19 protein-coding genes and 1 pseudogene are annotated in these 22,654 nt (G+C 68.1%); 14 read left to right on the top strand and 6 right to left on the bottom strand.

The genetic code is table 11. From position 1 onward, the window contains the following. The first annotated feature begins 16 nt into the window (after window positions 1–16). The gene (locus ACFQZQ_RS00100; protein WP_386810658.1) at window positions 17–1,405 is read left to right on the top strand and encodes a class II 3-deoxy-7-phosphoheptulonate synthase; all 1,389 of its coding nucleotides are present in this window, start codon (window positions 17–19) and stop codon (window positions 1,403–1,405) included. A 126-nt stretch (window positions 1,406–1,531) separates the two neighbouring features. Here the strand turns inward: ACFQZQ_RS00100 and ACFQZQ_RS00095 are convergent. Both ACFQZQ_RS00095 and typA read right to left on the bottom strand, forming a co-directional pair. Further along, window positions 1,532–1,938: pseudogene (locus ACFQZQ_RS00095) on the bottom strand (DUF2127 domain-containing protein). Between the two features lie 90 nt (window positions 1,939–2,028). Further along, window positions 2,029–3,858 carry a translational GTPase TypA gene (gene typA / locus ACFQZQ_RS00090; RefSeq protein WP_386810657.1) on the bottom strand — a complete coding sequence of 610 codons (1,830 nt, stop codon included), beginning with the start codon at window positions 3,856–3,858 and terminating at the stop codon, window positions 2,029–2,031. 166 nt (window positions 3,859–4,024) lie between these two features. Here typA and ACFQZQ_RS00085 point away from each other — a divergent pair, with 166 nt between their 5' ends. The 7 genes from ACFQZQ_RS00085 to ACFQZQ_RS00055 all read left to right on the top strand — a co-directional run bounded on the left by ACFQZQ_RS00085 (window position 4,025) and on the right by ACFQZQ_RS00055 (window position 10,372). Beyond that, window positions 4,025–4,531, top strand: coding sequence for a peptidylprolyl isomerase (locus tag ACFQZQ_RS00085; protein ID WP_386810656.1), 507 nt, complete (start codon window positions 4,025–4,027; stop codon window positions 4,529–4,531). A gap of 209 nt (window positions 4,532–4,740) precedes the next feature. Next, complete coding sequence (locus tag ACFQZQ_RS00080) at window positions 4,741–5,946, top strand: pyridoxal phosphate-dependent aminotransferase (protein WP_386810655.1); 1,206 nt, start codon at window positions 4,741–4,743, stop codon at window positions 5,944–5,946. 14 nt (window positions 5,947–5,960) lie between these two features. After that, window positions 5,961–6,320 (top strand): glutaredoxin family protein, encoded by a 360-nt coding sequence (locus ACFQZQ_RS00075; protein WP_386810654.1) that lies wholly within the window; start codon window positions 5,961–5,963, stop codon window positions 6,318–6,320. Window positions 6,321–6,372: 52 nt separating this feature from the next. Further along, window positions 6,373–7,356, top strand: a complete 984-nt coding sequence (locus ACFQZQ_RS00070; protein ID WP_386810653.1) for a malate dehydrogenase — start codon at window positions 6,373–6,375, stop codon at window positions 7,354–7,356. 97 nt (window positions 7,357–7,453) lie between these two features. After that, window positions 7,454–8,338 carry a methylisocitrate lyase gene (prpB, locus tag ACFQZQ_RS00065; protein WP_386810652.1) on the top strand — a complete coding sequence of 295 codons (885 nt, stop codon included), beginning with the start codon at window positions 7,454–7,456 and terminating at the stop codon, window positions 8,336–8,338. Between the two features lie 409 nt (window positions 8,339–8,747). Then, window positions 8,748–9,899: a bifunctional 2-methylcitrate synthase/citrate synthase gene (gene prpC / locus ACFQZQ_RS00060; RefSeq protein ID WP_386810651.1), complete on the top strand. Its 1,152-nt coding sequence runs from the start codon at window positions 8,748–8,750 to the stop codon at window positions 9,897–9,899. 17 nt (window positions 9,900–9,916) lie between these two features. Beyond that, on the top strand, window positions 9,917–10,372 hold the full coding sequence (locus ACFQZQ_RS00055; protein ID WP_386810650.1) for an ion channel: 456 nt from the start codon (window positions 9,917–9,919) through the stop codon (window positions 10,370–10,372). A gap of 107 nt (window positions 10,373–10,479) precedes the next feature. On the opposite strand, the gene ACFQZQ_RS00050 is transcribed toward ACFQZQ_RS00055, so the two are convergent. From ACFQZQ_RS00050 to ACFQZQ_RS00040, 3 genes are all read right to left on the bottom strand, one after another. After that, on the bottom strand, window positions 10,480–11,091 hold the full coding sequence (locus ACFQZQ_RS00050; RefSeq protein WP_386810649.1) for a glutathione S-transferase family protein: 612 nt from the start codon (window positions 11,089–11,091) through the stop codon (window positions 10,480–10,482). 88 nt (window positions 11,092–11,179) lie between these two features. Then, entirely contained in the window at window positions 11,180–11,638 is a 459-nt protein-coding gene (locus ACFQZQ_RS00045) for a cell wall hydrolase (protein ID WP_386810648.1), read from the bottom strand. 326 nt (window positions 11,639–11,964) lie between these two features. Then, complete coding sequence (locus ACFQZQ_RS00040; RefSeq protein ID WP_386810647.1) at window positions 11,965–14,010, bottom strand: oxidoreductase; 2,046 nt, start codon at window positions 14,008–14,010, stop codon at window positions 11,965–11,967. 100 nt (window positions 14,011–14,110) lie between these two features. On the opposite strand from ACFQZQ_RS00040, the gene ACFQZQ_RS00035 reads away from it, so the two are divergent. The 4 genes from ACFQZQ_RS00035 to prpF all read left to right on the top strand — a co-directional run bounded on the left by ACFQZQ_RS00035 (window position 14,111) and on the right by prpF (window position 19,512). After that, entirely contained in the window at window positions 14,111–14,824 is a 714-nt protein-coding gene (locus ACFQZQ_RS00035) for a hypothetical protein (RefSeq protein ID WP_386810646.1), read from the top strand. Further along, complete coding sequence (acnD, locus tag ACFQZQ_RS00030) at window positions 14,821–17,433, top strand: Fe/S-dependent 2-methylisocitrate dehydratase AcnD (RefSeq protein ID WP_386810645.1); 2,613 nt, start codon at window positions 14,821–14,823, stop codon at window positions 17,431–17,433. The genes ACFQZQ_RS00035 and acnD overlap by 4 nt, the downstream gene beginning before the upstream one ends. Before the next feature lie 166 nt (window positions 17,434–17,599). Further along, on the top strand, window positions 17,600–18,139 hold the full coding sequence (locus ACFQZQ_RS00025) for a GrpB family protein (protein ID WP_386810644.1): 540 nt from the start codon (window positions 17,600–17,602) through the stop codon (window positions 18,137–18,139). 185 nt (window positions 18,140–18,324) lie between these two features. Further along, window positions 18,325–19,512: a 2-methylaconitate cis-trans isomerase PrpF gene (prpF, locus tag ACFQZQ_RS00020; RefSeq protein ID WP_386810643.1), complete on the top strand. Its 1,188-nt coding sequence runs from the start codon at window positions 18,325–18,327 to the stop codon at window positions 19,510–19,512. A 170-nt stretch (window positions 19,513–19,682) separates the two neighbouring features. Here prpF and ACFQZQ_RS00015 read toward each other — a convergent pair whose 3' ends face one another. Next, entirely contained in the window at window positions 19,683–20,474 is a 792-nt protein-coding gene (locus ACFQZQ_RS00015) for a DODA-type extradiol aromatic ring-opening family dioxygenase (protein ID WP_386810642.1), read from the bottom strand. A gap of 161 nt (window positions 20,475–20,635) precedes the next feature. On the opposite strand from ACFQZQ_RS00015, the gene ACFQZQ_RS00010 reads away from it, so the two are divergent. Continuing rightward, entirely contained in the window at window positions 20,636–22,084 is a 1,449-nt protein-coding gene (locus tag ACFQZQ_RS00010) for a bifunctional 2-methylcitrate dehydratase/aconitate hydratase (protein WP_386810641.1), read from the top strand. Window positions 22,085–22,267: 183 nt separating this feature from the next. Then, on the top strand, window positions 22,268–22,654 hold a 387-nt coding region (locus ACFQZQ_RS00005), incomplete at its 3' end, for an outer membrane beta-barrel protein (protein ID WP_386810640.1).

Genomic DNA, 22,654 nt, shown 5'->3' with positions numbered 1-22,654 from the left:
ACCTTCTGGAAGCAAAATGAATACGCCCGACCGCAGCCTGCACCCTGTCAACCTGCCGCGCGAGTGGACCACCACGTCCTGGCGCGAGCGTCCCGCGCTGCAACTGCCGCAGTATCCGGACGCCGGCGAGTTGGCATCCGCGCTGCAGGAGCTGCGCGGGCTGCCGCCGCTGGTGACGTCGTGGGAGATCCTTGCGCTCAAGCAGCAGTTGGCTGAGGCGCAGGAGGGCAAGCGCTTCCTGTTGCAGGGCGGCGATTGCGCCGAGAATTTCGCCGAGTGCTCATCGGAGGTGATCTCCAACCGGCTCAAGGTGCTGCTGCAGATGAGCCTGGTGCTGGTGCACGGGCTGCGCAAGCCGGTGGTGCGCGTCGGCCGCTTCGCCGGCCAGTACGCCAAGCCGCGCTCGACCGATACCGAGACCGTGGACGGCGTCACCCTGCCCAGCTACCGCGGCGACATGGTCAATGCCCCGGAGTTCACCGCGGCGGCGCGCCACCCCGACCCACGCCGCATGATCAAGGCGCATGCGCGCTCGGCGATGACGATGAACTTCGTGCGCGCGCTGATCGATGGCGGCTTCGCCGACTTGCACCACCCCGAGTACTGGAACCTCAACTGGGTCGGGCATTCGCCGCTGGCCGACGAGTACCGGCACATGGTCAACGCGATCGGCGATGCCGTGCGCTTCATGGAAACGCTGTCGGGCGCGGAAGTGCACAACCTCAACCGGGTCGACTTCTACACCTCGCACGAGGCCTTGCTGCTGCCGTACGAGGAATCGATGACGCGCCAGGTGCCGCGCCACTGGGGCTGGTTCAACCTCAGCACGCATTTTCCGTGGATCGGCATGCGCACCGCCGCGATCGACGGAGCCCACGTCGAGTACTTCCGCGGCATCCGCAACCCGATCGCGGTCAAGGTCGGGCCCTCGGTGACGCCCGAGCAATTGTTGCGCGCGATCGACGTGCTGAACCCCGAGGACGACCCGGGCCGGCTGACCTTCATCCACCGCATGGGCGCGGCACACATCGCCGCCAAGTTGCCGGCGCTGCTCGATGCGGTGCGCCGCGACGGCCGTCGCGTGCTGTGGATCTGCGACCCGATGCACGGCAACACCGAGGCGACCAGCAACGGCTACAAGACTCGCCGTTTCAGCAACATCGGCAGCGAGCTGGAGCAGGCCTTCGATGCCCACGCCGCGGCCGGCACCCGCCTGGGCGGCGTGCACCTGGAGCTGACCGGCGAGGACGTGACCGAATGTCTGGGCGGCGCGCGCGAACTCACCGAAACCGACTTGGAGCGTGCGTACACGACCATGGTCGATCCGCGTTTGAACTACGAGCAGGCGCTGGAAGTGGCGATGCTGATCGTGCGCAAGCAGGCGCAGATCGCGAAGCCTGCCTGAGAGCCGCGCGGGCGGTAGCGTCGCGTCGGCGCGCAGCGCCGCCGTAGAAGTCCGATGGCCGCGCCGATGGGGGCGGCCCGCTACGGCCGTCGGTAGCGACAGCCATAAAGGCGTCGCGCGGCCACGTCAGGCGCGCCGCTTGATCAGGCCGCGCCCCAGCACCCACACCACCAGCAGGTTGATCGCCAGCACCGTCACGGCCGGCCAACCCGGGCGGACGGCGAGTGCGTACAGGTCGAACGGCAGGGAGACCGCCGAGCCCAGGAAGCCCAGCCAGGACGCCCGCGCCTTGTCGCGCCCCAGGCCCCAGGCCTGGAGCGGCCGCAGCAGCGCGTAAGCCAGCACCACGGCGGCGGCGATGTGGACGGACTCGGGGTTGAGCGCCTGCGAGAGCGTCGCGATCGCGCCGTCGTCGGGTCGACCTGGAAGCGGGCGATCAGTTCATGCAGCCAGCGCTTCAGCGGCGCGGGTCCCAGCAGTTCCAGCCCGCTCGCCGCGAACAGCGCGAGCAGGCCCTTGCCGGCTTCCATCATCGCGATGGCGTGCAACCCCGGATGCGCGTGCGGATCCGGGTTTTAGCCAGGCTCGGCCACCACGCGCGAGGGTGGGTGGTGGCCGGCCGCTTAGGCGGCGCGCGAGGCGCGCTTGCGGTCGCTTTCGGTGAGGAACTTCTTGCGCAGACGAATCTCCTTCGGGGTGACTTCCACCAGCTCGTCGTCCTCGATGAAGTCCAGGGCCTGCTCCAGCGTGTACTTGATCGCCGGGCTCAGCTGGATCGCATCGTCCTTACCCGAAGCGCGCATGTTGGTCAGCGGCTTGGTCTTGATCGCGTTGACGGTGAGGTCGTTGTCCTTCGAGTGGATGCCGATCAGCTGGCCCTCGTAGACGTTGTCGCCTTCGGCCGCAAACAGCCTGCCGCGCTCCTGCAGCGGCCCAAGCGAGTAGGCCGGGGTGGCGCCGGCGGCGTTCGCGATCATCACGCCGTTGATGCGCTTGGCGATCGCGCCCTGCTCCTTCGGGCCGTAGTGGTCGAACACGTGGAACAACAGGCCCGAGCCCTGGGTCAGGGTGCGGAACTCGTTCTGGAAGCCGATCAGGCCGCGCGCCGGGATCATGTAATCCAGGCGCACGCGGCCCTTGCCGTCGGATTCCATGTTCTTGAGCGCAGCCTTGCGGGTGCCGAGCTTCTCCATGACGCCGCCCTGGTGCTGCTCCTCGATGTCGACCACCAGCTGCTCGACCGGCTCCATCAGCTTGCCGTCGACTTCCTTGATGATGACCTCCGGACGCGACACGGCCAGTTCGAAACCCTCGCGGCGCATGTTCTCGATCAGCACCGAAAGGTGCAGTTCGCCACGGCCGGAGACCAGGAACTTGTCCGGGTCGGAACCTTCCTCGACCTTCAGCGCGACGTTGTGCAGCGTCTCGCGCTCCAGGCGCTCGCGGATCTGGCGGCTGGTGATGAACTTGCCGCCGCTGCGGTCCTTGTTGCCGGCGAACGGCGAGTTGTTGACCTGGAAGGTCATCGAGATGGTCGGCTCGTCGACGGTCAGCGCTTCCAGCGCTTCCGGGGTGTCCAGCGCGCAGACGGTGTCGGAGATGCTGAGGTCCTGGACGCCGGAGATCGCGATGATGTCGCCGGCCTCGGCCTCTTCGACTTCCACGCGCTCCAGGCCCATGAAGCCGAGCACCTGCAGCACCTTGCCCTGGCGCTTCTTGCCATGGCGGTCGACCACGCTGACCGGCATGTTGGTGCGGACCTTGCCGCGCTGGATGCGGCCGACGCCGATCAGGCCGACGAAGTTGTTGTAGTCCAGCTGGCTGATGCGCATCTGGAACGGGCCGTCCGGGTCCACGGTCGGCGCGGCGACGTGCTTCATGATCGCCTCGTACAGCGGGGTCATGTCGCCGTCGCGGGCGGAGTCGTCCAGGCTGGCGTAGCCGTGCAGCGCCGAGGCGTAGACGATCGGGAAGTCGAGCTGCTCGTTGGTCGCGCCCAGCTTGTCGAACAGGTCGAACACCTGGTCGATCACCCAGTCCGGGCGCGCGCCCGGGCGGTCGATCTTGTTGACCACGACGATCGGCTTGAAGCCCATCGCGAACGCCTTCTGGGTCACGAAGCGCGTCTGCGGCATCGGCCCGTCCATCGCGTCGACCAGGATCAGCACCGAGTCGACCATCGACAGCACGCGCTCGACCTCGCCGCCGAAGTCGGCGTGGCCCGGGGTGTCGACGATGTTGATGCGGTTGCCCTGCCAAGTGATGGCGGTGTTCTTGGACAGGATCGTGATGCCACGTTCCTTTTCCTGGTCGTTGCTGTCCATCACGCGCTCGGCCAGCACGGTGCGTTCGTTGAACGTGCCGGACTGCTTCAGCAGGCAGTCGACGAGGGTGGTCTTGCCGTGGTCGACGTGGGCGACGATGGCGATATTGCGCAGGCGTTCGATGGACATACGAAGATGGCCCGGTAAGGGGCAACGGGCAGCTAAGGAAGCCGATAAGTATAGCCGCTGCCGGTGACGACTGCCGGTTCAGGTTCGGCGCCTGCGTTATCCTTGGCGACGTCGTTCAGCAGCCCCATATCGGGCTGAACGCTTTCCCCCTTGCCTGGAGCCGCACATGAGCCTGATTGCCCACTTTGACACCGACCGCGGCCCGATCCGCATCGAACTGGCCGCCGACAAGGCGCCGCTGACCGTCGCCAATTTCGTCAACCTGGCCCAGCGCGGTTACTACGACGGCCTCAACTTCCACCGCGTGATCGCCGATTTCATGGTCCAGGGCGGCTGCCCGCAGGGCACCGGCACCGGCGGCCCGGGCTACCGCTTCGAGGACGAGGCCAAAGGCGGCCTGAGCCACGAGCGCGGCGTGCTGTCGATGGCCAATGCCGGCCCCGGCACCAACGGCAGCCAGTTCTTCATCACCCACGTCGCCTGCCCGTGGCTGGACGGCAAGCACACCGTGTTCGGCAAGGTCCTGGAAGGCATGGAGATCGTCGACAGCGTCAAGCAGGGCGACCTGATCAAGTCGGTGAAGATCGAAGGCGACACCGCCGCCGTGCTCGCCGCGAAGGCCGACCGCGTAGCCGACTGGAACAAGACCCTGGACGCGAACGCCCGTCCGTAATCCCCATCGCGCGCGCACCGATACGCTCGCTGCCCGCGATTCGACGACGCCCGCCCCGGCTTGCCGGAGGCGGGCGTTTTCTTGCCGGCGGCCGACGTCGTGCAGGAGGCCGCATGCGGTGCCCGTGGTACCATTTTGGGGCTTTGTTCTGACCGTTGATGCGGCCGTTTCCCGGCCATTCCCGTCGATATCCCCACGAGGTTCACGCGATGCTCCAGCTCGCCCGGCGCATCGGTCGCGCCAAGCCCAGCGCGATCATGCAGGTTGCCGAAAAGGCCAAGCGGCTCAAGTCCGAAGGCCGCGACATCATCAGTTTCTCGATCGGCGTGCCCAACTTCCTGCCCGGCGACCACGTCTACGCCGCCGCCCGCGATGCGCTGGCCAAGGACAGCGGCCAGTACGGCAGCAACCGCGGCAGCGACGCGATGCTCGATGCGTTCCTCGAGCACATCAACAAGATCGGCCTGACCGGCTACGGCCGGGTCAACTGCGCGACCGGCGTCGGCGCCAAGCACGTGATCTACAACATCGCCGAGGCGCTGCTCGACGAGGGCGACACGATCGTCTTCCCGACCCCGTACTGGACCAGCTACCTCGACATCGCCGAGATCGTCAACGCGAAGATCGAGCTGATGCCGTGCCCGGCCGAGCAGGACTACAAGCTCACCCCGGCGCAGCTCGACGCCGCGCTGGCCAAGAAGCCGCGCGTGTTCCTGTTCAACAACCCGTCCAACCCGACCGGCATGGTCTATTCGCGTGACGAGATCACCGCGCTGGCCGACGTGTTGGTGAAGCACCCCGACACCTGGGTCATCACCGACGACATCTACAACCGGATGATTTTCGACGGCGTCGGCTACCACAACTTCGTGCACGCGCGCCCCGAGCTGCGCGACCGCGTGATCTTCATCGACTCGCTGTCCAAGACCTACGGCATGCCGGGCTGGCGCGTGGGCTTCATGGCCGGCCCCGAAGTGGTCGCCCAGGCGATCGTGACGATGAACTCCAACCACATCACCAACCTGCCCGAAGTGGTCAGCGCCGCGGCGGTCGCCGCGCTGTGCGGGCCGCAGGACGTGCCGGTGGCCAAGTGCGCGGAGTTCCAGGCCAAGCGCGACCAGGTGATGGCGGTGATGGATTCGCTGCCCGGCGTGGTCTGCCCGCGTCCGCAGGGCGCGTTCTACGTGTTCCCGGACGTCAGCGTCGCCTACGGCAAGACCCACGGGCCCAGCGGCACGCGCATCGGCAACGACGTCGACTTCTGCAACGCCCTGCTCGAAACCAAGGGCGTGGCCTGCGTGCCGGGCTCGGCGTTCGGCGAGCCGCGCGCGCTGCGCATCAGCTACACCTGCCCGACGCCGCAGCTGGCGCCGGGCCTGCAGCGGTTCCAGGAATTCTTCAACGAGATCAGCTGACGCCGGGGCCTGCGATGCGCGCGATCTGGGTGCTGCTGCTGGTGGGGCTGGTCGGTGGCTACCTGCATTTCCGCAATGCAGGGTCCGAAGCCGAACTGCACCCGGACGACCCGCGGCTGCAGACCGGAGACCAGCGCATCGTCATGCTCGCGGCCGACTGGTGCGGCTACTGCCGCAAGCAGCAGAAGGATTTCGAGCTGGCCAACGTGCGCTACCGCGTCTTCGACGTCGACACCCCCGAAGGCGACCGTGCGATGCAGGCACTGGGCGCGCGCGGCGTGCCGGTGACGGTGATCGGCCAAGCCGTGGTCCGCGGCTACGACACCGCCGAACTCAAGCAACACCTCTCCCCATTGGGCTACCAGGTCTACTGACCGGTCGCCGTCCCTCCCACTGTTGTTCCCACCTTTAGCGAAGGAATCCTCCATGAAGACCCCCGTCCGCGTTGCCGTCACCGGTGCTGCCGGCCAGATCGGTTACTCGCTGCTGTTCCGCATCGCCTCGGGCGAGATGCTCGGCAAGGACCAGCCGGTGATCCTGCAGATGCTCGAGCTGCCGATGGAAAAGGCCCAGGCCGCGCTCAAGGGCGTGATGATGGAGCTGGAGGACTGCGCGTTCCCGTTGCTGGCCGGCATGGTTGGCACCGACGACGCCGAAGTCGCGTTCAAGGACGCCGACATCGCCCTGCTGGTCGGCGCGCGTCCGCGCGGCCCGGGCATGGAGCGCAAGGACCTGCTGCTCGAGAACGCCAAGATCTTCACCGCCCAGGGCGCGGCACTGAACAAGGTCGCCAGCCGCGACGTCAAGGTGCTGGTGGTCGGAAACCCGGCCAACACCAATGCCTACATCGCGATGAAGTCGGCGCCGGACCTGCCGGCCAAGAACTTCACCGCGATGCTGCGCCTGGACCACAACCGCGCGCTGTCGCAGCTGGCAGGCAAGGCCGGCGTGGCGGTGGCCGACATCGAGAAGCTGGTGGTGTGGGGCAACCACAGCCCGACCATGTACCCGGACTACCGCTTCGCGACCGTCAATGGCGCATCGCTGAAGGACAAGATCGGTGATGCCGACTGGAACGCGAACACCTTCATCCCGCAGGTCGGCAAGCGCGGCGCGGCGATCATCGAGGCTCGCGGCCTGTCGTCGGCGGCGTCGGCGGCCAACGCCGCGATCGACCACATCCGCGACTGGGTGCTGGGCAGCAACGGCAAGTGGGTGACGATGGGCGTGCCGTCCGACGGCAGCTACGGTATCCCCGAGGGCGTGATGTACGGCGTGCCGGTGACCACCGCCAACGGCGAGTACACCCGCGTCGAAGGCCTGCCGGTCGACGACTTCAGCCGCGCCGCGATGGACAAGACCCTGGCCGAGCTCGAGGAAGAGCGCGCCGGCGTGGCGCACCTGCTGTAACCAGCACCAGGGCGGCTCCGGTCGCCTCTTGGTAGGGCGGGTTTCAGCCCGCCGTCGTTCAAGTCGGCGGGTCAAACCCGCCCCACGAGGTTTTGCGATGACCCCCCACTCTCCAGGCACGCGTTTCCGCACGGCAGTCGCCGAAGAATCCCCGTTGCAGGTGGTCGGCACCATCACCGCCTATGCCGCGCTGATGGCCAAGCGCAGCGGCTTCCGGGCGATCTACCTGTCCGGCGGCGGCGTCGCCGCGAACTCGCTGGGCATGCCCGACCTGGGCATCAGCACGATGGAAGACGTGCTCACCGACATCCGCCGCATCACCGACGTCTGCGACCTGCCGCTGCTGGTCGACATCGACACCGGCTGGGGCGGCGCGTTCAACATCGCCCGCACCGTCCGTTCGCTGACCAAGGCCGGCGCGGCCGCGGTGCACATCGAGGACCAGGTCGGCGCCAAGCGCTGCGGCCACCGGCCGGGCAAGGCGCTGGTGCCCAAGGGCGAGATGGTCGACCGGGTCAAGGCCGCGGTCGACGCGAAGACCGACGCCAGCTTCGTGATCATGGCCCGCACCGACGCGATCGCGGTCGAGGGCATCGAGTCGGCGATCGAACGCGCGATCGCCTGCGTCGAGGCGGGCGCCGACATGATCTTCCCCGAGGCGATCTACACGCTCGAGCAGTACCGCCAGTTCAAGGACGCGGTGAAGGTGCCGATCCTGGCCAACATCACCGAGTTCGGGCAGACCCCGCTGTTCACCACCGACGAACTGCGCTTGGCCGGCGTCGACATCGTGCTGTATTGCTGCGGCGCGTACCGGGCGATGAACAAGGGCGCGCAGACGTTCTACGAGACCGTCCGCCGCGAGGGCACGCAGAAATCCGTGGTGCCGATCATGCAGACCCGCGCCGAGCTCTACGACTTCCTCGACTACCACCGCTACGAGCAGAAGCTCGACGAGCTGTTCGCGCAGGGCGAGGAATAAAGGGCGAATCCCAGGTGGACGGACACGCGGCCATGGCGACGGTAAGCAAGCCAGCGGTGGCCCCGCAAGTGGTCGGCCGACGGAGCGAACAGACTCCCGCTGTGCGAGCCCCCTGTCCCGTTCTCCGCCGGCGCGTCCGTCGGCCTCCGACTGCGGCGGGCGCGATCATGGGCCCGTCCGCAGTCGGTGCGACCCGGTGGTCGCAAGCTAGGCTGCAAGTTTTCCCCGTTTCGTTTGGAGCGCCTCGTGAGGCTCCCGATCAATCCAGTGGACCGTTTGTACTGACCCTATGTCCCGACTAACGACGGCCGCCACCGACACCGGACACGGCGCCTGACACCCCGGACGGGCTTGATCGCGTGCCCATGGCGCCCGATCCGTCCGCGCAGCAATCACCAGGAGAACCTCGATGACCGACACCCCCCAGGTCCTGCCCAAGGCCAAGAAATCCGTTGCCCTCAGCGGCACCGCTGCCGGCAACACCGCGCTGTGCACGGTCGGCCGCAGCGGCAACGACCTGCACTACCGCGGTTACGACATCCACGACCTGGCCACCAGGTCGTCGTTCGAGGAAGTCGCGCACCTGCTGGTGCACGGCGTGCTGCCGACCCAGGCCCAGCTCGATGCCTACAAGACCAAGCTCAAGCGCCTGCGCGGCCTGCCGGCGATCCTCACGGAAGCGCTGGAACTGGTGCCGGCCAATGCCCACCCGATGGACGTGCTGCGCACCGGCTGCTCGGTGCTCGGCACCGTGCTGCCCGAGCGCGAAGGCCACCCGGCGTCGGAAGCGCGCGACATCGCCGACAAGCTGATCGCCAGCTTCGGCTCGATGCTGCTGTACTGGTGGCACTTCACCCGCAACGGCCGCCGCATCGATGTCGAGACCGACGACGACAACGTCGCCGGCCATTTCCTGCACCTGCTGCACGGCGAGCCGCCGAGCGCGCTGCACGCCGAGTCGCTCGACAAGTCGCTGGTGCTGTACGCCGAGCACGAGTTCAACGCCTCGACCTTTGCCGCGCGGGTGATCGCCGGCACCGGCTCGGACCTGCATTCGTGCATCACCGGCGCGATCGGCGCGCTGCGTGGCCCCAAGCACGGCGGCGCCAATGAAGTGGCGATGGACATCATCAGCCGCTACGGCACCGCCGACGAGGCCGAGGCCGATATCCGCGCGCGCATGGAGAAGAAGGAGATCGTCATTGGCTTCGGCCATCCGGTGTACACCGTCGGCGACCCGCGCAACCCGATCATCAAGGAGCTGTCGCGCAAGCTGTGCAAGACCGGCGGCAACCAGGTGCTGTTCGACGTCAGCGAGCGCATCGAGACGCTGATGATGGACACCAAGAAGATGTTCCCGAACCTGGATTGGTACAGCGCGTCGGCGTACCACATGATGGGCATCCCGACCCCGATGTTCACGCCGTTGTTCGTGATCGCGCGCACCACCGGCTGGAGCGCGCACGTGATCGAGCAGCGCGAGGACGGCAAGATCATCCGCCCGAGCGCCAACTACACCGGGCCGGAAGACCGCGCCTACGTGCCGATCGACCAGCGCTGAGCTTGGTCGACACCGGCATGTACCAGCATTGGGACGCCAACGCGATCGTGGTGCTCGCCACCGTGCTGGCGGTGTGCGCGGTCGTTCTGGTGCACTACGAAGGGCTGTACCTGCTGTTGCGCTGGTTGACCCGCCTCCACCCCAGCCAGCGCCGGCGCAAGGTGCTGTACGGCATCTTCGGCGTGCTGATGCTGCACGTGGCGGAGATCTGGATCTTCGGGGTCACGGTGTGGGGCGTGCTGCAATTCGGCGCTACCGGCAGCGTGGCCGGCGTGCCCGTGTTGGGTCTGCTGGATGCGGTGTACCTGTCGGCGACGACCTACACCACGCTGGGTTTCGGTGACCTGGCGCCGGTCGGGCCGATCCGGTTCATGGCCGGCACCATGGCGCTGACCGGGTTCGTGCTGATCACGTGGTCGGCATCGTTCACCTACCTGGAGATGAGCCGCGACTGGCGCGAGCGGCAACCCTGATTGCCGGTCGACTTCACGCAACGCGGTGTGCCCACCGCCACCGACGCCAGACAGCAAAAGGCCGCGACATGCGCGGCCTTTTGCGTGTTGCGGGGTGGCGACCGGTGTCAGGCCAGGCCTTCGTCCTTGAGCACCTTCTGCACCGCGGCATCGGCCTCGATGTTCTTGACGAAGCGCTCGAGGTTGGACAGGCCCGACAGGTCGATGCCGTTGCCCTTGGCCCAGCGCGCAACCACGTACAGGTAGGGATCGGCGATCGAGCGGCTGCCGGTCAGCCAGTCCTTGCCTGCCAGTTGCGCATCGGCGCGCTCGAACAGGCCGCGCAGCTTGCTGCGCGCGGCGTCCTTGGTCTTGTCGATCAAGGCCGCGTCTTCGAGGTAGGCGGTCGAACCGAACAGCGGGTGGAACGCGGGGTGGATGTCGGAGTTGGCGAATGCCAGCCACTTGTTCACCTCGGCGCGGCCCTTAGGCGTGCCGTTGCCGCCGAGCTTGGCGTCGGGAAACGTGTCGGCGATGAAGTTCAGGATTGCCGCGTTCTGGGTCAGCACCCAGTCGCCGTCCTGCAGCGCCGGCACCGCGCCGGCCGGGTTGATCTTCAGGTACTCGGGGGTCTTGCGGTCTTCGCGCGAGAGCCGCGCCGTCTCGTACGGCTGGCCGGTCCATTCCAACGCGATGTGGTCGGCCAGCGAGCAGGCACCGGGGGAGTAGTAGAGCTTCATGCAAGTTCCTTCGCGGGGGGGAGGGGAGGGTGCCGGCACTATGGCCGAGCGCGTTCCCCATCCTCAACCGCAGGACTGCAACGCTCCGTTACGACTTGCGCGGCTTGAGCGACTGCACCTTGAGGAAGGTGTGGTCGCCGATGGTCGCGACCTGGTAGGCGTTGCGCCAACTCGGGCTGGCGATCGCGTGGGCCATGAAGTGGCTGGCCCCCGGCACGATCTCCTGGCGCTCGCCGATCGGCAGCGCCCAGTTGTGCTCGGCCTCGAACGCGCTGGTCACCGACTGGGCCCAGGCCCGCGGGTTGTCCAGGCGCGTGCCCGGCGACACGATCGTCGGCGCGAACTGCTTGCGCGCGGTGACGACGTCGCAGACGGTGTCGCCCCACAGGCCGCTGTCGCGGCGGCGCAGGGCGACTTCCGCCACCGCCTTCTGGCCACGCACCGACTGGTCGCGGGCTTCGAGGTAGACGGTGGTGCTCAGGCACAGCGAATCGGCGGTTTGCGGCGGCAGCACGGAGGCCAGCCACATGATCCAAGCCAGTTTCATACGAACTCCTTGCTCCGTTGCGCCGGCCGCACTTCCGGGCCGCCTGGGGAGGCGGTGACCACGGTGCGAGCCGACATGGCGTACTGGGGAGGGCGGCGGGCTCTGCGGCGCGCTTGGCCCCTTCACCGAAACCACCGCAGAACGCGGGGTTGGTGTGGGTCCCGCCAAGGCCTAGGGCGGGAAAAGTTGGCGCACGGTAGCGGCGGTTGGGTAAACGTCGCGTGAACGCGAATCGTAAGCGTCAGATTCGATTGGAGTTTTTACCCTGAATGCGGGGCGAAAACCCCGTGCCTACAGGCTCGCAGCCAGTTTCGTGAGGTGCGTCGTCACAGCGACGCCGCCAGTCGGCTGCCTTGGGCAATCGCCCGCTTCGCATCCAGCTCGACCGCCAAGTCGGCGCCGCCGATCACGTGCACGGCTGCCGTGCCACCGGCCAGTTCCGCCGCCAGCGGCTTGAACGGCTCCTGCCCGGCGCAGACCACGACATGGTCGACCGGCAGGGTGTGCTCCTCGCCGGCGATCCGGATCCGCAGGCCGGTGTCGTCGATGCCCAGGTACTCGACGCCGCCGAGCATCTGCACCTGCTTGGCCTTGAGCGTGGCGCGGTGGATCCAGCCGGTGGTCTTGCCCAGGCGGGCGCCGGGCTTGCCCGGGCTGCGCTGCAGCAGCCACACCTCGCGCGCCGGCGGCTCCGGCCGCGCCTGCGCCAGGCCGCCGCGGTTGTCGGTGTAGGCCAGGTCGACGCCCCATTCGGCGTGCCAGCGGGCCGGGTCGAGCGCCGGACCGCTGGCATCGCTGCCGTGGTGAACCAGGAACTCGGCGACATCGAAGCCAATGCCGCCGGCGCCGATGATCGCGACACGGCGCCCCGGCACCACCCGCCCGCTGAGCACGTCGAGGTAGCTCACGACCTTGGGGTGGTCGGCGCCGGGGATGTCGATCGCGCGCGGCGCGATGCCGGTGGCGAGCACCACGTGGTCGTAGCCGGCCAGGGCCGCGACGTCGGCGCGGGTGTTCAGGCGTGGCTCGACGCCAGTCAGCTCGATCTGCCGGCCGAAGTAGCGCAGGGTTTCGTGGAACTCCTCCTTGCCGGGAATGCGCTTGGCCAGGTTGAACTGGCCGCCGATCTCGGCGGCGGCATCGAACAGGGTCACCCGGTGGCCACGGCCGGCCGCGACCGTCGCGCAGGCCAGCCCGGCCGGCCCCGCGCCGACCACGGCGATGCGCTTGGGCGCCTTTGTCGGAAGGTAATTGAGCTCGGTCTCGGCGCAGGCGCGCGGGTTGACCAGGCAGCTGGCGTGCTTGTTCTCGAACACGTGGTCGAGGCAGGCCTGGTTGCAGGCGATGCAGGTGTTGATCTCGTCAGAGCGGCGCTCGCGGGCCTTGTTGACCCAGGCTGGATCGGCGAGCAGCGGCCGCGCCATCGACACCATGTCGGCGTCGCCCTTGGCGAGGATGCGCTCGGCGACCTGCGGCATGTTGATGCGGTTGGTGGTGACCAGCGGCAGTCCGACCTCGGGCTTGAGCCGCGCGGTGATGCCGGTGAACGCGCCGCGCGGCACCGAGGTGGCGATGGTCGGGATCCGCGCCTCGTGCCAGCCGATGCCGGTGTTGATCAGGGTCGCGCCGGCGGCTTCGACCGCGCGCGCCTGCTGCACCACCTCGTCCCAGCTCAGGCCGCCGTCGACCAGGTCGATCATCGACAGGCGATATATAAGGATGAAATCCGGTCCGCAGGCCTCGCGGATGTGGCGCACGATCTCGACCGCGAAGCGCATGCGCCGGCCGGCGTCGCCGCCGAACGCGTCGGCGCGCTGGTTGGTGCGCGGCGCGGTGAACTGGTTGAGCAGGTAGCCCTCCGAGCCCATCACCTCGACGCCGTCGTAGCCGGCCTCGCGCGCCAGGCGCGCGGAGTTCACGAACGCGCGGATCTGGCGCTCCACGCCGCCGGCCGACAGCTGGCGCGGGGTGAACGGGTTGATCGCGCTTTTCAGTTTCGACGGCGCGACCTGCAGCGGGTGATAGCCGTAGCGACCTGAATGCAGGATCTGCAGGCAGATGCGGCTGCCGTGCTGATGTACCGCCTGCGTCACCTGGCGGTGCTTGCGCACCTCCCACGGCCAGCTGAGCTTGCCGCCGAACGGCTTGAGCCAGCCGACGATGTTGGGCGCGAAGCCGCCGGTCACGATCAGGCCGACGCCGCCGGCCGCGCGCTCGCCGAAGTAGGCGGCCAGCTTGGGGAAGTCGCCGGCCTTGTCCTCCAGCCCGGTGTGCATCGACCCCATCAGCACCCGGTTGGGCAGGGTGCAGAAGCCCAGGTCGAGCGGGGCGAACAGGTTCGGGTAGAGCGGGTGTGGGCTGGCAGCCGTCATGCGCAAGTACGCTGGCGTATGGAATGGCGCACGATGCCGGGAAAGCCGGGTTCGGGCAAGCGCCAGGCGCGGCCCTCGCCTGCGGGGACTGCTCCCCTCTTTGGAAAAGAGGGGTTGTGGGAGATTCGCTGTTGCTGTTGCTGTTCCGCTGCAACCTCGTGAGCCAAGGCAAATCCCCCCTTCCCCCTTTTTCAAAGGGGGGCGCACCCCCGATGCCGGCATCGCAGGGGTCCGCGACCCCAATGGAAGGCTCCGCGACCCCAACGGAAGGGTTCGCGACCTCAACGGAAGGGTCAGCGACCCCAATGGAAGGGTCAGCGACCCCAACGGAAGGGTCCGCGACCTCAACGGAAGGGTCCGCGACCTCAACCGAGAGGTCCGCGACCTCAATGGAAGGGTCCGTGACCTCAACGGAAGGGTCAGCGACCCCAACGGAAGGGTCCGCGACCTCAACGGAAGGGTCCGCGACCTCAACGGAAGGGTCCGCGACCTCAACGGAAGGGTCCGCGACCTCAACGGAAGGGTCCGCGACCTCAACGGAGAGGTCCGTGACCTCAATGGAAGGGTCGACGACCTCAACGGAGAGGTCCGCGACGTCAGCGCAGAGGTCGGCGATGTCATCGAAGAGGCAGGCGACGCGCCGCATGCCTTGTTGCGGAGCGGCGACGCACGAGCGGATGCGATAATCGCCGCTGCCGTGAAGCCACGGCCCCCGCACCGCCCGCCAGCCTCGGCTTCCGCGCCCCGCGCGATGGGCCCCGCCCGCGCGACCCGCGCCCCAGCCACGCATGAGACCCGCACATGCCCGCCATGAACACCGACTTCCGCAAGCCGCTCCCGGGCACCGCGCTCGACTACTTCGATGCCCGTGCCGCCGTCGAGGCGATCACGCCCGGCGCCTGGGACACGCTGCCCTACACCTCGCGCGTGCATGCCGAGAACCTGGTGCGCCGCGCGCAGCCGGCCATGCTGAGCGCCTACCTGACCCAGCTGATCGAGCGCCGCAGCGACCTGGACTTCCCGTGGTTCCCGGCGCGGGTGGTGTGCCACGACATCCTCGGCCAGACCGCGCTGGTCGACCTGGCCGGCCTGCGCGACGCGATCGCCGAGCGCGGCGGTGATCCCTCGCAGATCAACCCGGTGGTGCCGACCCAGCTGATCGTCGACCACTCACTGGCGGTCGAGGCGCCCGGCTTCGACAAGGATTCGTTCGCGAAGAACCGCGCGATCGAGGACCGCCGCAACGAAGACCGCTTCCACTTCATCAACTGGACCAAGAAGGCGTTCAAGAACGTCGACGTGATCCCGCCGGGCAACGGGATCATGCATCAGATCAATCTGGAGCGGATGTCGCCGGTGGTGCACGCGCGCGATGGCGTCGCGTTCCCCGACACGCTGGTCGGCACCGACAGCCACACCCCGCACGTCGACGCGCTGGGCGTGATCGCGATCGGTGTCGGCGGGCTGGAAGCGGAGAGCGTGATGCTCGGCCGCGCGTCGTGGATGCGCCTGCCGCAGATCGTCGGCGTCGAGCTGACCGGCAAGCCGGCACCGGGCATCACCGCCACCGACACCGTGCTGGCGCTGACCGAATTCCTGCGCCAGTCGAAGGTGGTCGGCGCCTACCTCGAGTTCCGTGGCGAGGGCGCCGCCGCGCTGACCCTGGGCGACCGCGCGACGATCTCCAACATGGCGCCGGAGTACGGCGCGACCGCGGCGATGTTCTTCATCGACGACAAGACCATCGACTACCTGCGCCTGACCGGCCGCGAGGACGCGCAGGTCAAGCTGGTCGAAACCTACGCCCGCCACACCGGCCTGTGGGCCGATGCGCTGAAAACCGCGCAGTACGAACGCACGCTGTCGTTCGACCTGTCGAGCGTGGTGCGCAACATGGCCGGCCCGTCCAACCCGCACAAGCGCCTGCCGACCTCGGAACTGGTCGCGCGCGGCATCGCCACCGGCATGGACGCGCCGCGCGCGCAGGAAGCCGAGGGCCTGATGCCCGATGGCGCGGTGATCATCGCCGCGATCACCAGCTGCACCAACACCAGCAACCCGCGCAACGTGATCGCCGCCGGCCTGCTGGCGCGCAACGCCAACGCGCGCGGGCTGACCCGCAAGCCGTGGGTCAAGACCTCGCTCGCGCCCGGTTCCAAGGCGGTGCAGCTGTACCTGGAGGACGCCAAGCTGCTGCCGGAACTCGAGCAGCTCGGCTTCGGCATCGTCGGCTTCGCCTGCACCACCTGCAACGGCATGAGCGGCGCGCTCGATCCGGCGATCCAGAAGGAAGTGATCGAACGCGACCTGTACGCGACCGCGGTGCTGTCGGGCAACCGCAACTTCGACGGCCGCATCCACCCGTATGCCAAGCAGGCGTTCCTCGCCTCGCCGCCGCTGGTGGTCGCCTACGCGATCGCCGGCACCGTGCGCTTCGACATCGAGAAGGACGTGCTCGGCGTGGATGCGCAGGGCAAGGCGGTCACGCTCAAGGACATCTGGCCCAGCGACGAGGAGATCGACGCGATCGTCGCCGCCAGCGTCAAGCCCGAGCAGTTCCGCCAGGTCTACGACCCGATGTTCAAGATCAAAGTCGAGCACGGCGAGAAGATCAGCCCGCTGTACGACTGGCGCCCGCAGAGCACCTACATCCGCCGCCCGCCCTACTGGGAAGGCGCGCTGGCCGGCGAACGCAGCTTGAGCGGCATGCGCGCGCTGGCGGTGCTCGGCGACAACATCACCACCGACCATCTGTCGCCGTCGAACGCGATCATGCTCGACAGCGCCGCCGGCGAGTACCTGGCGAAGATGGGCCTGCCGGAAGAGGACTTCAATTCCTACGCGACCCACCGCGGCGACCACCTCACCGCGCAGCGCGCGACGTTCGCCAACCCCAAGCTGCTCAACGAGATGGTGCGTGACGCGGCCGGCAACGTGACGCCCGGTTCGCTGGCGCGGATCGAACCGGAGGGCGAGATCACGCGCATGTGGGAGGCGATCGAGACCTACATGGCGCGCAAGCAGCCGCTGATCATCATCGCCGGCGCCGACTACGGCCAAGGCAGCTCGCGCGACTGGGCCGCCAAGGGCGTGCGCCTGGCCGGCGTGGAGGCGATCGCCGCCGAAGGCTTCGAACGCATCCACCGCACCAACCTGATCGGCATGGGCGTGCTGCCGCTGGAGTTCCAGTCGGGCACCGACCGCAACACGCTGCGCCTCGACGGCACCGAAACCTATGACGTGACCGGCGACCGCACGCCGCGCGCGACGCTCACCCTGGTGATCCAGCGCCGCGACGGCGAACGCGTGGAAGTGCCGGTGACCTGCCGCCTCGACACCGCCGAGGAGGTGTCGATCTACGAAGCCGGCGGCGTGCTGCAGCGCTTCGCCAACGATTTCCTGGAGTCGGCGCAGGCGGCCTGACTTGTGCTCCCTCCCTTTCGCAAAGCGAAGGGGAGGGTTGGGGAGGGGTGCTTTCAAGCCAGGCGGGTAGAGCGAGTCCCGGCCCGCCAACTTTTCGAATCCGATCGCGTCGTACAGTGAAGGCGGGCTTGAGCCCGCCCTACGATTCTAGGGTTCTCGCAATCTGATGAATGACACCGACAACCCCGACTTTGGCTTGGCTTCCGGCGAACTGCGTCTCGTCACGGTCGGGCCTGAGTGGGGATCGCGCTTTGCCGCCGAGCACGACCGGATATCCATTGCGCTCGACGCAGCCGCACTCGACATCCGGCACATCGGAAGCACGGCCATCCCCGGCATTCTCGCCAAACCAATCCTCGACATCGCCGTTGCCATTGGGTCCTTCGAAGCAGGCTTCCCGCTCGTGCCCCTCCTGGTTGGCCTTGGCTACGAGTACCGTGGCGAGCATGGCATTCCGCGTCGGCACTACTTTGTTCATGGCTCGCCCCGGCGCACCTTTCATCTCCACGTACTCGAACGACACGGGGATGAGTGGGCGCACCACCTACGCTTCCGTGACACCCTGCGTGGATCGCCGGCAACGGCTGCCCGGTACTCGGCACTCAAGCGTGCTGTCGTCGCGGAATCTGGCGGAAACCGTGCCTTTTACCAAAGCCTCAAGTCGTCCTTCATTGCTGAGGTCCATGGCCTGCGGGCCGGGGCCTGACGGTTCATTCAAGCCGTACTCGCTTCGCGGCTCGGCTTGATTCACGTATTCAACGCTCCCGCAGCGGCTTAGGGCGGGTTTCAACCCGCCGGCCGTTCGGGCCAACACCTGTCCAGACCCAGAAGGCGGGTTGAAACCCGCCCTACGAATCGGCATCAACACAGACATTCATCAGGAACAGTTCAATGTCGCACGCCCCCCAACTCCGCATCCCCGCCACCTACATGCGCGGCGGCACCAGCAAGGGCGTGTTCTTCCGCCTGGACGACCTGCCCGCGGCCGCGCAGGCGCCCGGCGCGGCGCGCGATGCGCTGCTGATGCGCGTGATCGGCTCGCCCGATCCCTACGGCAAGCACACCGACGGCATGGGCGGGGCGACGTCGAGCACCAGCAAGTGCGTGATCATTTCCAAGGCCACGGTGGCCGATCACGACGTCGACTACCTCTACGGCCAGGTCGCGATCGACTCCGCCTTCGTCGACTGGAGCGGCAACTGCGGCAACCTGAGCGCGGCGGTCGGTCCGTTCGCGATCGCCAACGGCCTGGTCGACGCCAGCCGCGTTCCACGAGACGGCATCGCCAGCGTGCGCATCTGGCAGGCGAACATCGGCAAGACCATCGTCGCGCACGTGCCGGTCACCAACGGCGAGGTGCAGGAGACCGGCGACTTCGAGCTCGATGGCGTGACCTTCCCCGCCGCGGAGATCGCGCTGGAGTTCCTCGATCCGGCCGACGAGGGCGAGGGCGGCGGCGCGATGTTCCCGACCGGCAACCTGGTCGACGAGCTCGACGTGCCGGGCGTCGGCACGTTCCAGGCCACGCTGATCAACGCCGGCATCCCGACCATCTTCCTCAACGCCGCCGACCTGGGTTACACCGGCGCCGAGCTGCAGGGCGCGATCAACGAGGACCCGGCCGCACTGGCGCGGTTCGAGGCGATCCGCGCGCACGGCGCGGTGCGCATGGGCCTGATCGGCAGCGTCGAGCAGGCCGCGACGCGCCAGCACACGCCGAAGGTCGCGTTCGTCGCGCCCCCGGCCGACCACGTGTCCTCCAGCGGCAAGCCGATCGCCGCCGGCGACATCGACCTGCTGGTGCGCGCGCTGTCGATGGGCAAGCTGCACCACGCGATGATGGGCACGGCCGCGGTCGCGATCGGCACCGCCGCGTCGATCCCGGGCACCCTGGTGAGCCTGGCCGCGGGCGGCGGCCCGCGCGAAGCGGTGCGTTTCGGCCACCCCTCCGGCACCCTGCGCGTCGGCGCGCAGGCGCGGCAGGTCGACGGCCAGTGGACCGTCACCAAGGCAGTGATGAGCCGCAGCGCGCGGGTGCTGATGGAAGGCCACGTGCGCGTTCCGGCCGACGCGTTCTAAGTCCAGCACCGCTTGCCGCGATTCCCGGGTGCGCTGCGCTTACCCGGGCTACGAGGTGCGCTTTCGTAGCCCGGGTAAGGCCGCAGGCCGCACCCGGGGGCTCCTGACGCATGACGAAACTCCCGGGTGCTGCGCGTGCCCAAGCTACGAACTGAGCCGGTGCGCCCGCGTCAATCGAACGCGAACGCGTCCAGGGCCAGCGACCCGAACTCGTGCGAGCGATGCAGGGTGCGCACGGTCGCGGTGTCGCCGGCCGCGCCGAGCGCCACGAACAGCGGCATCAGGTGTTCCACCGTCGGATGCGCATGGCGGGCATGCGGCGCACGCTGCTGCCAGTCGAGCAGGGCCGGCAGGTCGCGCGCCGCCAGCGCCGCGTGCATCCAGTCGCCGAACTCGGCCGCCCACGGCGCCAGCGGCGCGTCCTTGTGCGCCCAGTCGAGGTCGCCGAGGTTGTGCACGAACCCGCCCGAACCGATCACCAGCACGCCTTCGTCGCGCAGCGGCGCCAGCGCCTGGCCGACCGCGTAGTGCTGCGCGGCGGTGCCGGTCGGGTTCACCGACAGCGGGACCACCGGGATGTCGGCGTCGGGGTACATGCGGCGCAGCGGCACCCAGACGCCGTGGTCGAGGCCGTGGTTCTCGCGCACCTTGGCGGACAGGCCGGCATCGGCCAGGCGCTGCATGGCTTCCCGCGCCAGGTCGGGGTGACCCGGCGCCGGATAGCGGATCTGGTACAGCGGCTCGGGAAAGCCGCCGAAGTCGTGCACCGTATGCGGCTGCACGTGGCCGCCGAGCATCGGCCGGTCGGCGACGAAGTGCGCCGAGGCCACCACGATCGCCTTCGGCCACGGCAGCTGCTCGCCCAGCGCGTCGAGGAACTGCCCGGCCGGCGAATCCTCGACCGCCAGCATCGGCGAACCGTGGGAGAGGAACAGCGAAGGCAGGCAGATAGGCATGTCCATGCCAGCAAAGGTTGGGACGCCGCGCCGGATTGCCAAGCGCGCCGCCGCGACGGTGCGTGCCACGGCCGTTGCCAACCGGGGCCTGCCCGGATGGCCTTGACGGGCGCCGGTGGCGGGCTGCGGCACAGTAGGCGCCTGCTTCCGCCCGCGGGGATGCATCCATGAGCCAGTTCGACCTTCGCTCCACCGTCCGCCCGGCCCCCGACCCGCCGATGGTGGACATCGCCGACTACGTCGTCGACTACCGGATCGACTCGACCGAGGCGTTCGAGACCGCGCGATACATGCTGCTCGACTCGCTGGCCTGCGCCGCGCTGGCGATGGACCACCCCGGTTGCGTGAAACACCTCGGACCGCTGGTGCCGGGCGCCGACATGAAAGGCGGCGCGCGTGTGCCGTTTACCGCGCATGAGCTCGACCCGGCGCAGGCCGCCTACAGCATCGGCGTGCAGATCCGCTGGCTCGACTTCAACGACACCTGGCTGGCGGCGGAGTGGGGTCATCCGTCCGACAACCTCGGCGCGATCCTGGCGGTGGCCGACTACCTGGGCCGCAAAGCCATCGCCGAGGGCGGCCAGGCGATGACGGTCCGCGAGGTGCTCGGCCATGCGATCAAGGCGCACGAGATCCAGGGCGGGTACGCGCTGCGCAACTCGTTCAACCGCGTCGGCCTCGACCACGTGATCCTGGTGCGGCTGGCGTCGACCGCGGTCGCCACCGCGATGCTCGGCGGCGGCAAGGACGAGATCGTCAACGCCGTCTCGCACAGCTGGATCGACCACGGCGCGCTGCGCACCTACCGCCACGCCCCCAACACTGGCCCGCGCAAGAGCTGGGCCGCCGGCGATGCCTGTCGCCGCGCCGTCATCCACGCCCTGAACGCGGTCAAGGGCGAGGCCGGTTACCCGAGCGCGCTGTCGGTGCCGACCTGGGGCTTCTACGACGTCGCCTTCGACGGCAAGCCGTTCGTGTTCGAGCACCCGTTCGGCAGCTACGTGATGGAGAACGTCCTGTTCAAGATCAGCTACCCGGCCGAATTCCACGCCCAGACCGCGGTCGAGTGCGCGATGGCGCTGCATCCCCAGGTCAGGGACCGCCTCAACGAAATCGAACGCATCGAGCTGGAAACCCAGGAAGCCGGCGTGCGCATCATCGACAAGGCCGGCCCGCTGGCCAACTACGCCGACCGCGACCACTGCCTGCAGTACATGGTCGCGGTGCCGCTGATCTTCGGTCGCCTGACCGCCGACGACTACGGCGACGCGGTCGCCGCCGACCCGCGCATCGACGCGCTGCGCGAGAAGATGTCGGTCCGGGAGAATGAACGATTCACCCGCGACTACTTCGATCCCGACAAACGCACCATCGGCAACTGCGTGCAGGTGTTCTTCAACGATGGCAGCTGCACCGACAAGGTCTCGATCGACTACCCGATCGGCCATCGCAAGCGTCGCGCGGAGGGCATTCCGCTACTGATGGCGAAGTTCGAGGCGGCGATCCGCGCCAGGTTGCCGGCCGCCAACGTCGAGCGGTTGCTGGGCTTGGCACACGAGCCGGAAAAACTCGATGCGATGTCGATCAGCGACCTCGTTGCACTGCTGCAAAGCTGACCGGAATTGCACCGGCTTGCGCGCCTCGCGGAACTTTGTGGATTGTTAGACGCCCGTTAACACCGCTTTCACATGGGAAAACCTAACCTGCGCCCCGATGGCGTCGTTCAGGCTGCCGTCCCCCGAACGGTAAGGAACCTCGCAGACGCGGTTTTCCCAATCTTTATGAACAAGGAGCTCACCATGAATAAGAAACTCCTCTGCGCCGCCCTGCTGGGTGGTCTGAGTGTTGCAGGGGCGGTCAACGCCCAGGATTTCGATGACCGCTGGTACCTGACCGGCTCGGCCGGCATGAACATCCAGGACAACGACCGCGGCACGCGCAATGCGCCGTTCGTGGCCATTGGCCTGGGCAAGTTCATCAACCCGAACTGGTCGATCGACGGTGAGCTGAACTACCAGAACCCGCACCAGGACCTGAACCAGGACCTGAACTGGAGCCAGTACGGCATCTCGTTCGACGCTCGCCGCCACTTCCTGGCGGAAGGCCGCAACTGGAACCCGTACATCGTGATGGGCCTGGGCTACCAGCGCGAAGAGATCGAGACCGACAACTTCCCGAACCCCAAC

Origin of the sequence: Lysobacter koreensis, assembly GCF_042677045.1 — a bacterium.
GTDB classification, from domain to species: Bacteria; Pseudomonadota; Gammaproteobacteria; order Xanthomonadales; family Xanthomonadaceae; genus Lysobacter_K; species Lysobacter_K koreensis.
Note: the sequence above shows the minus strand (reverse complement) of the source record. Positions and strands in the feature narration are given on the sequence as shown.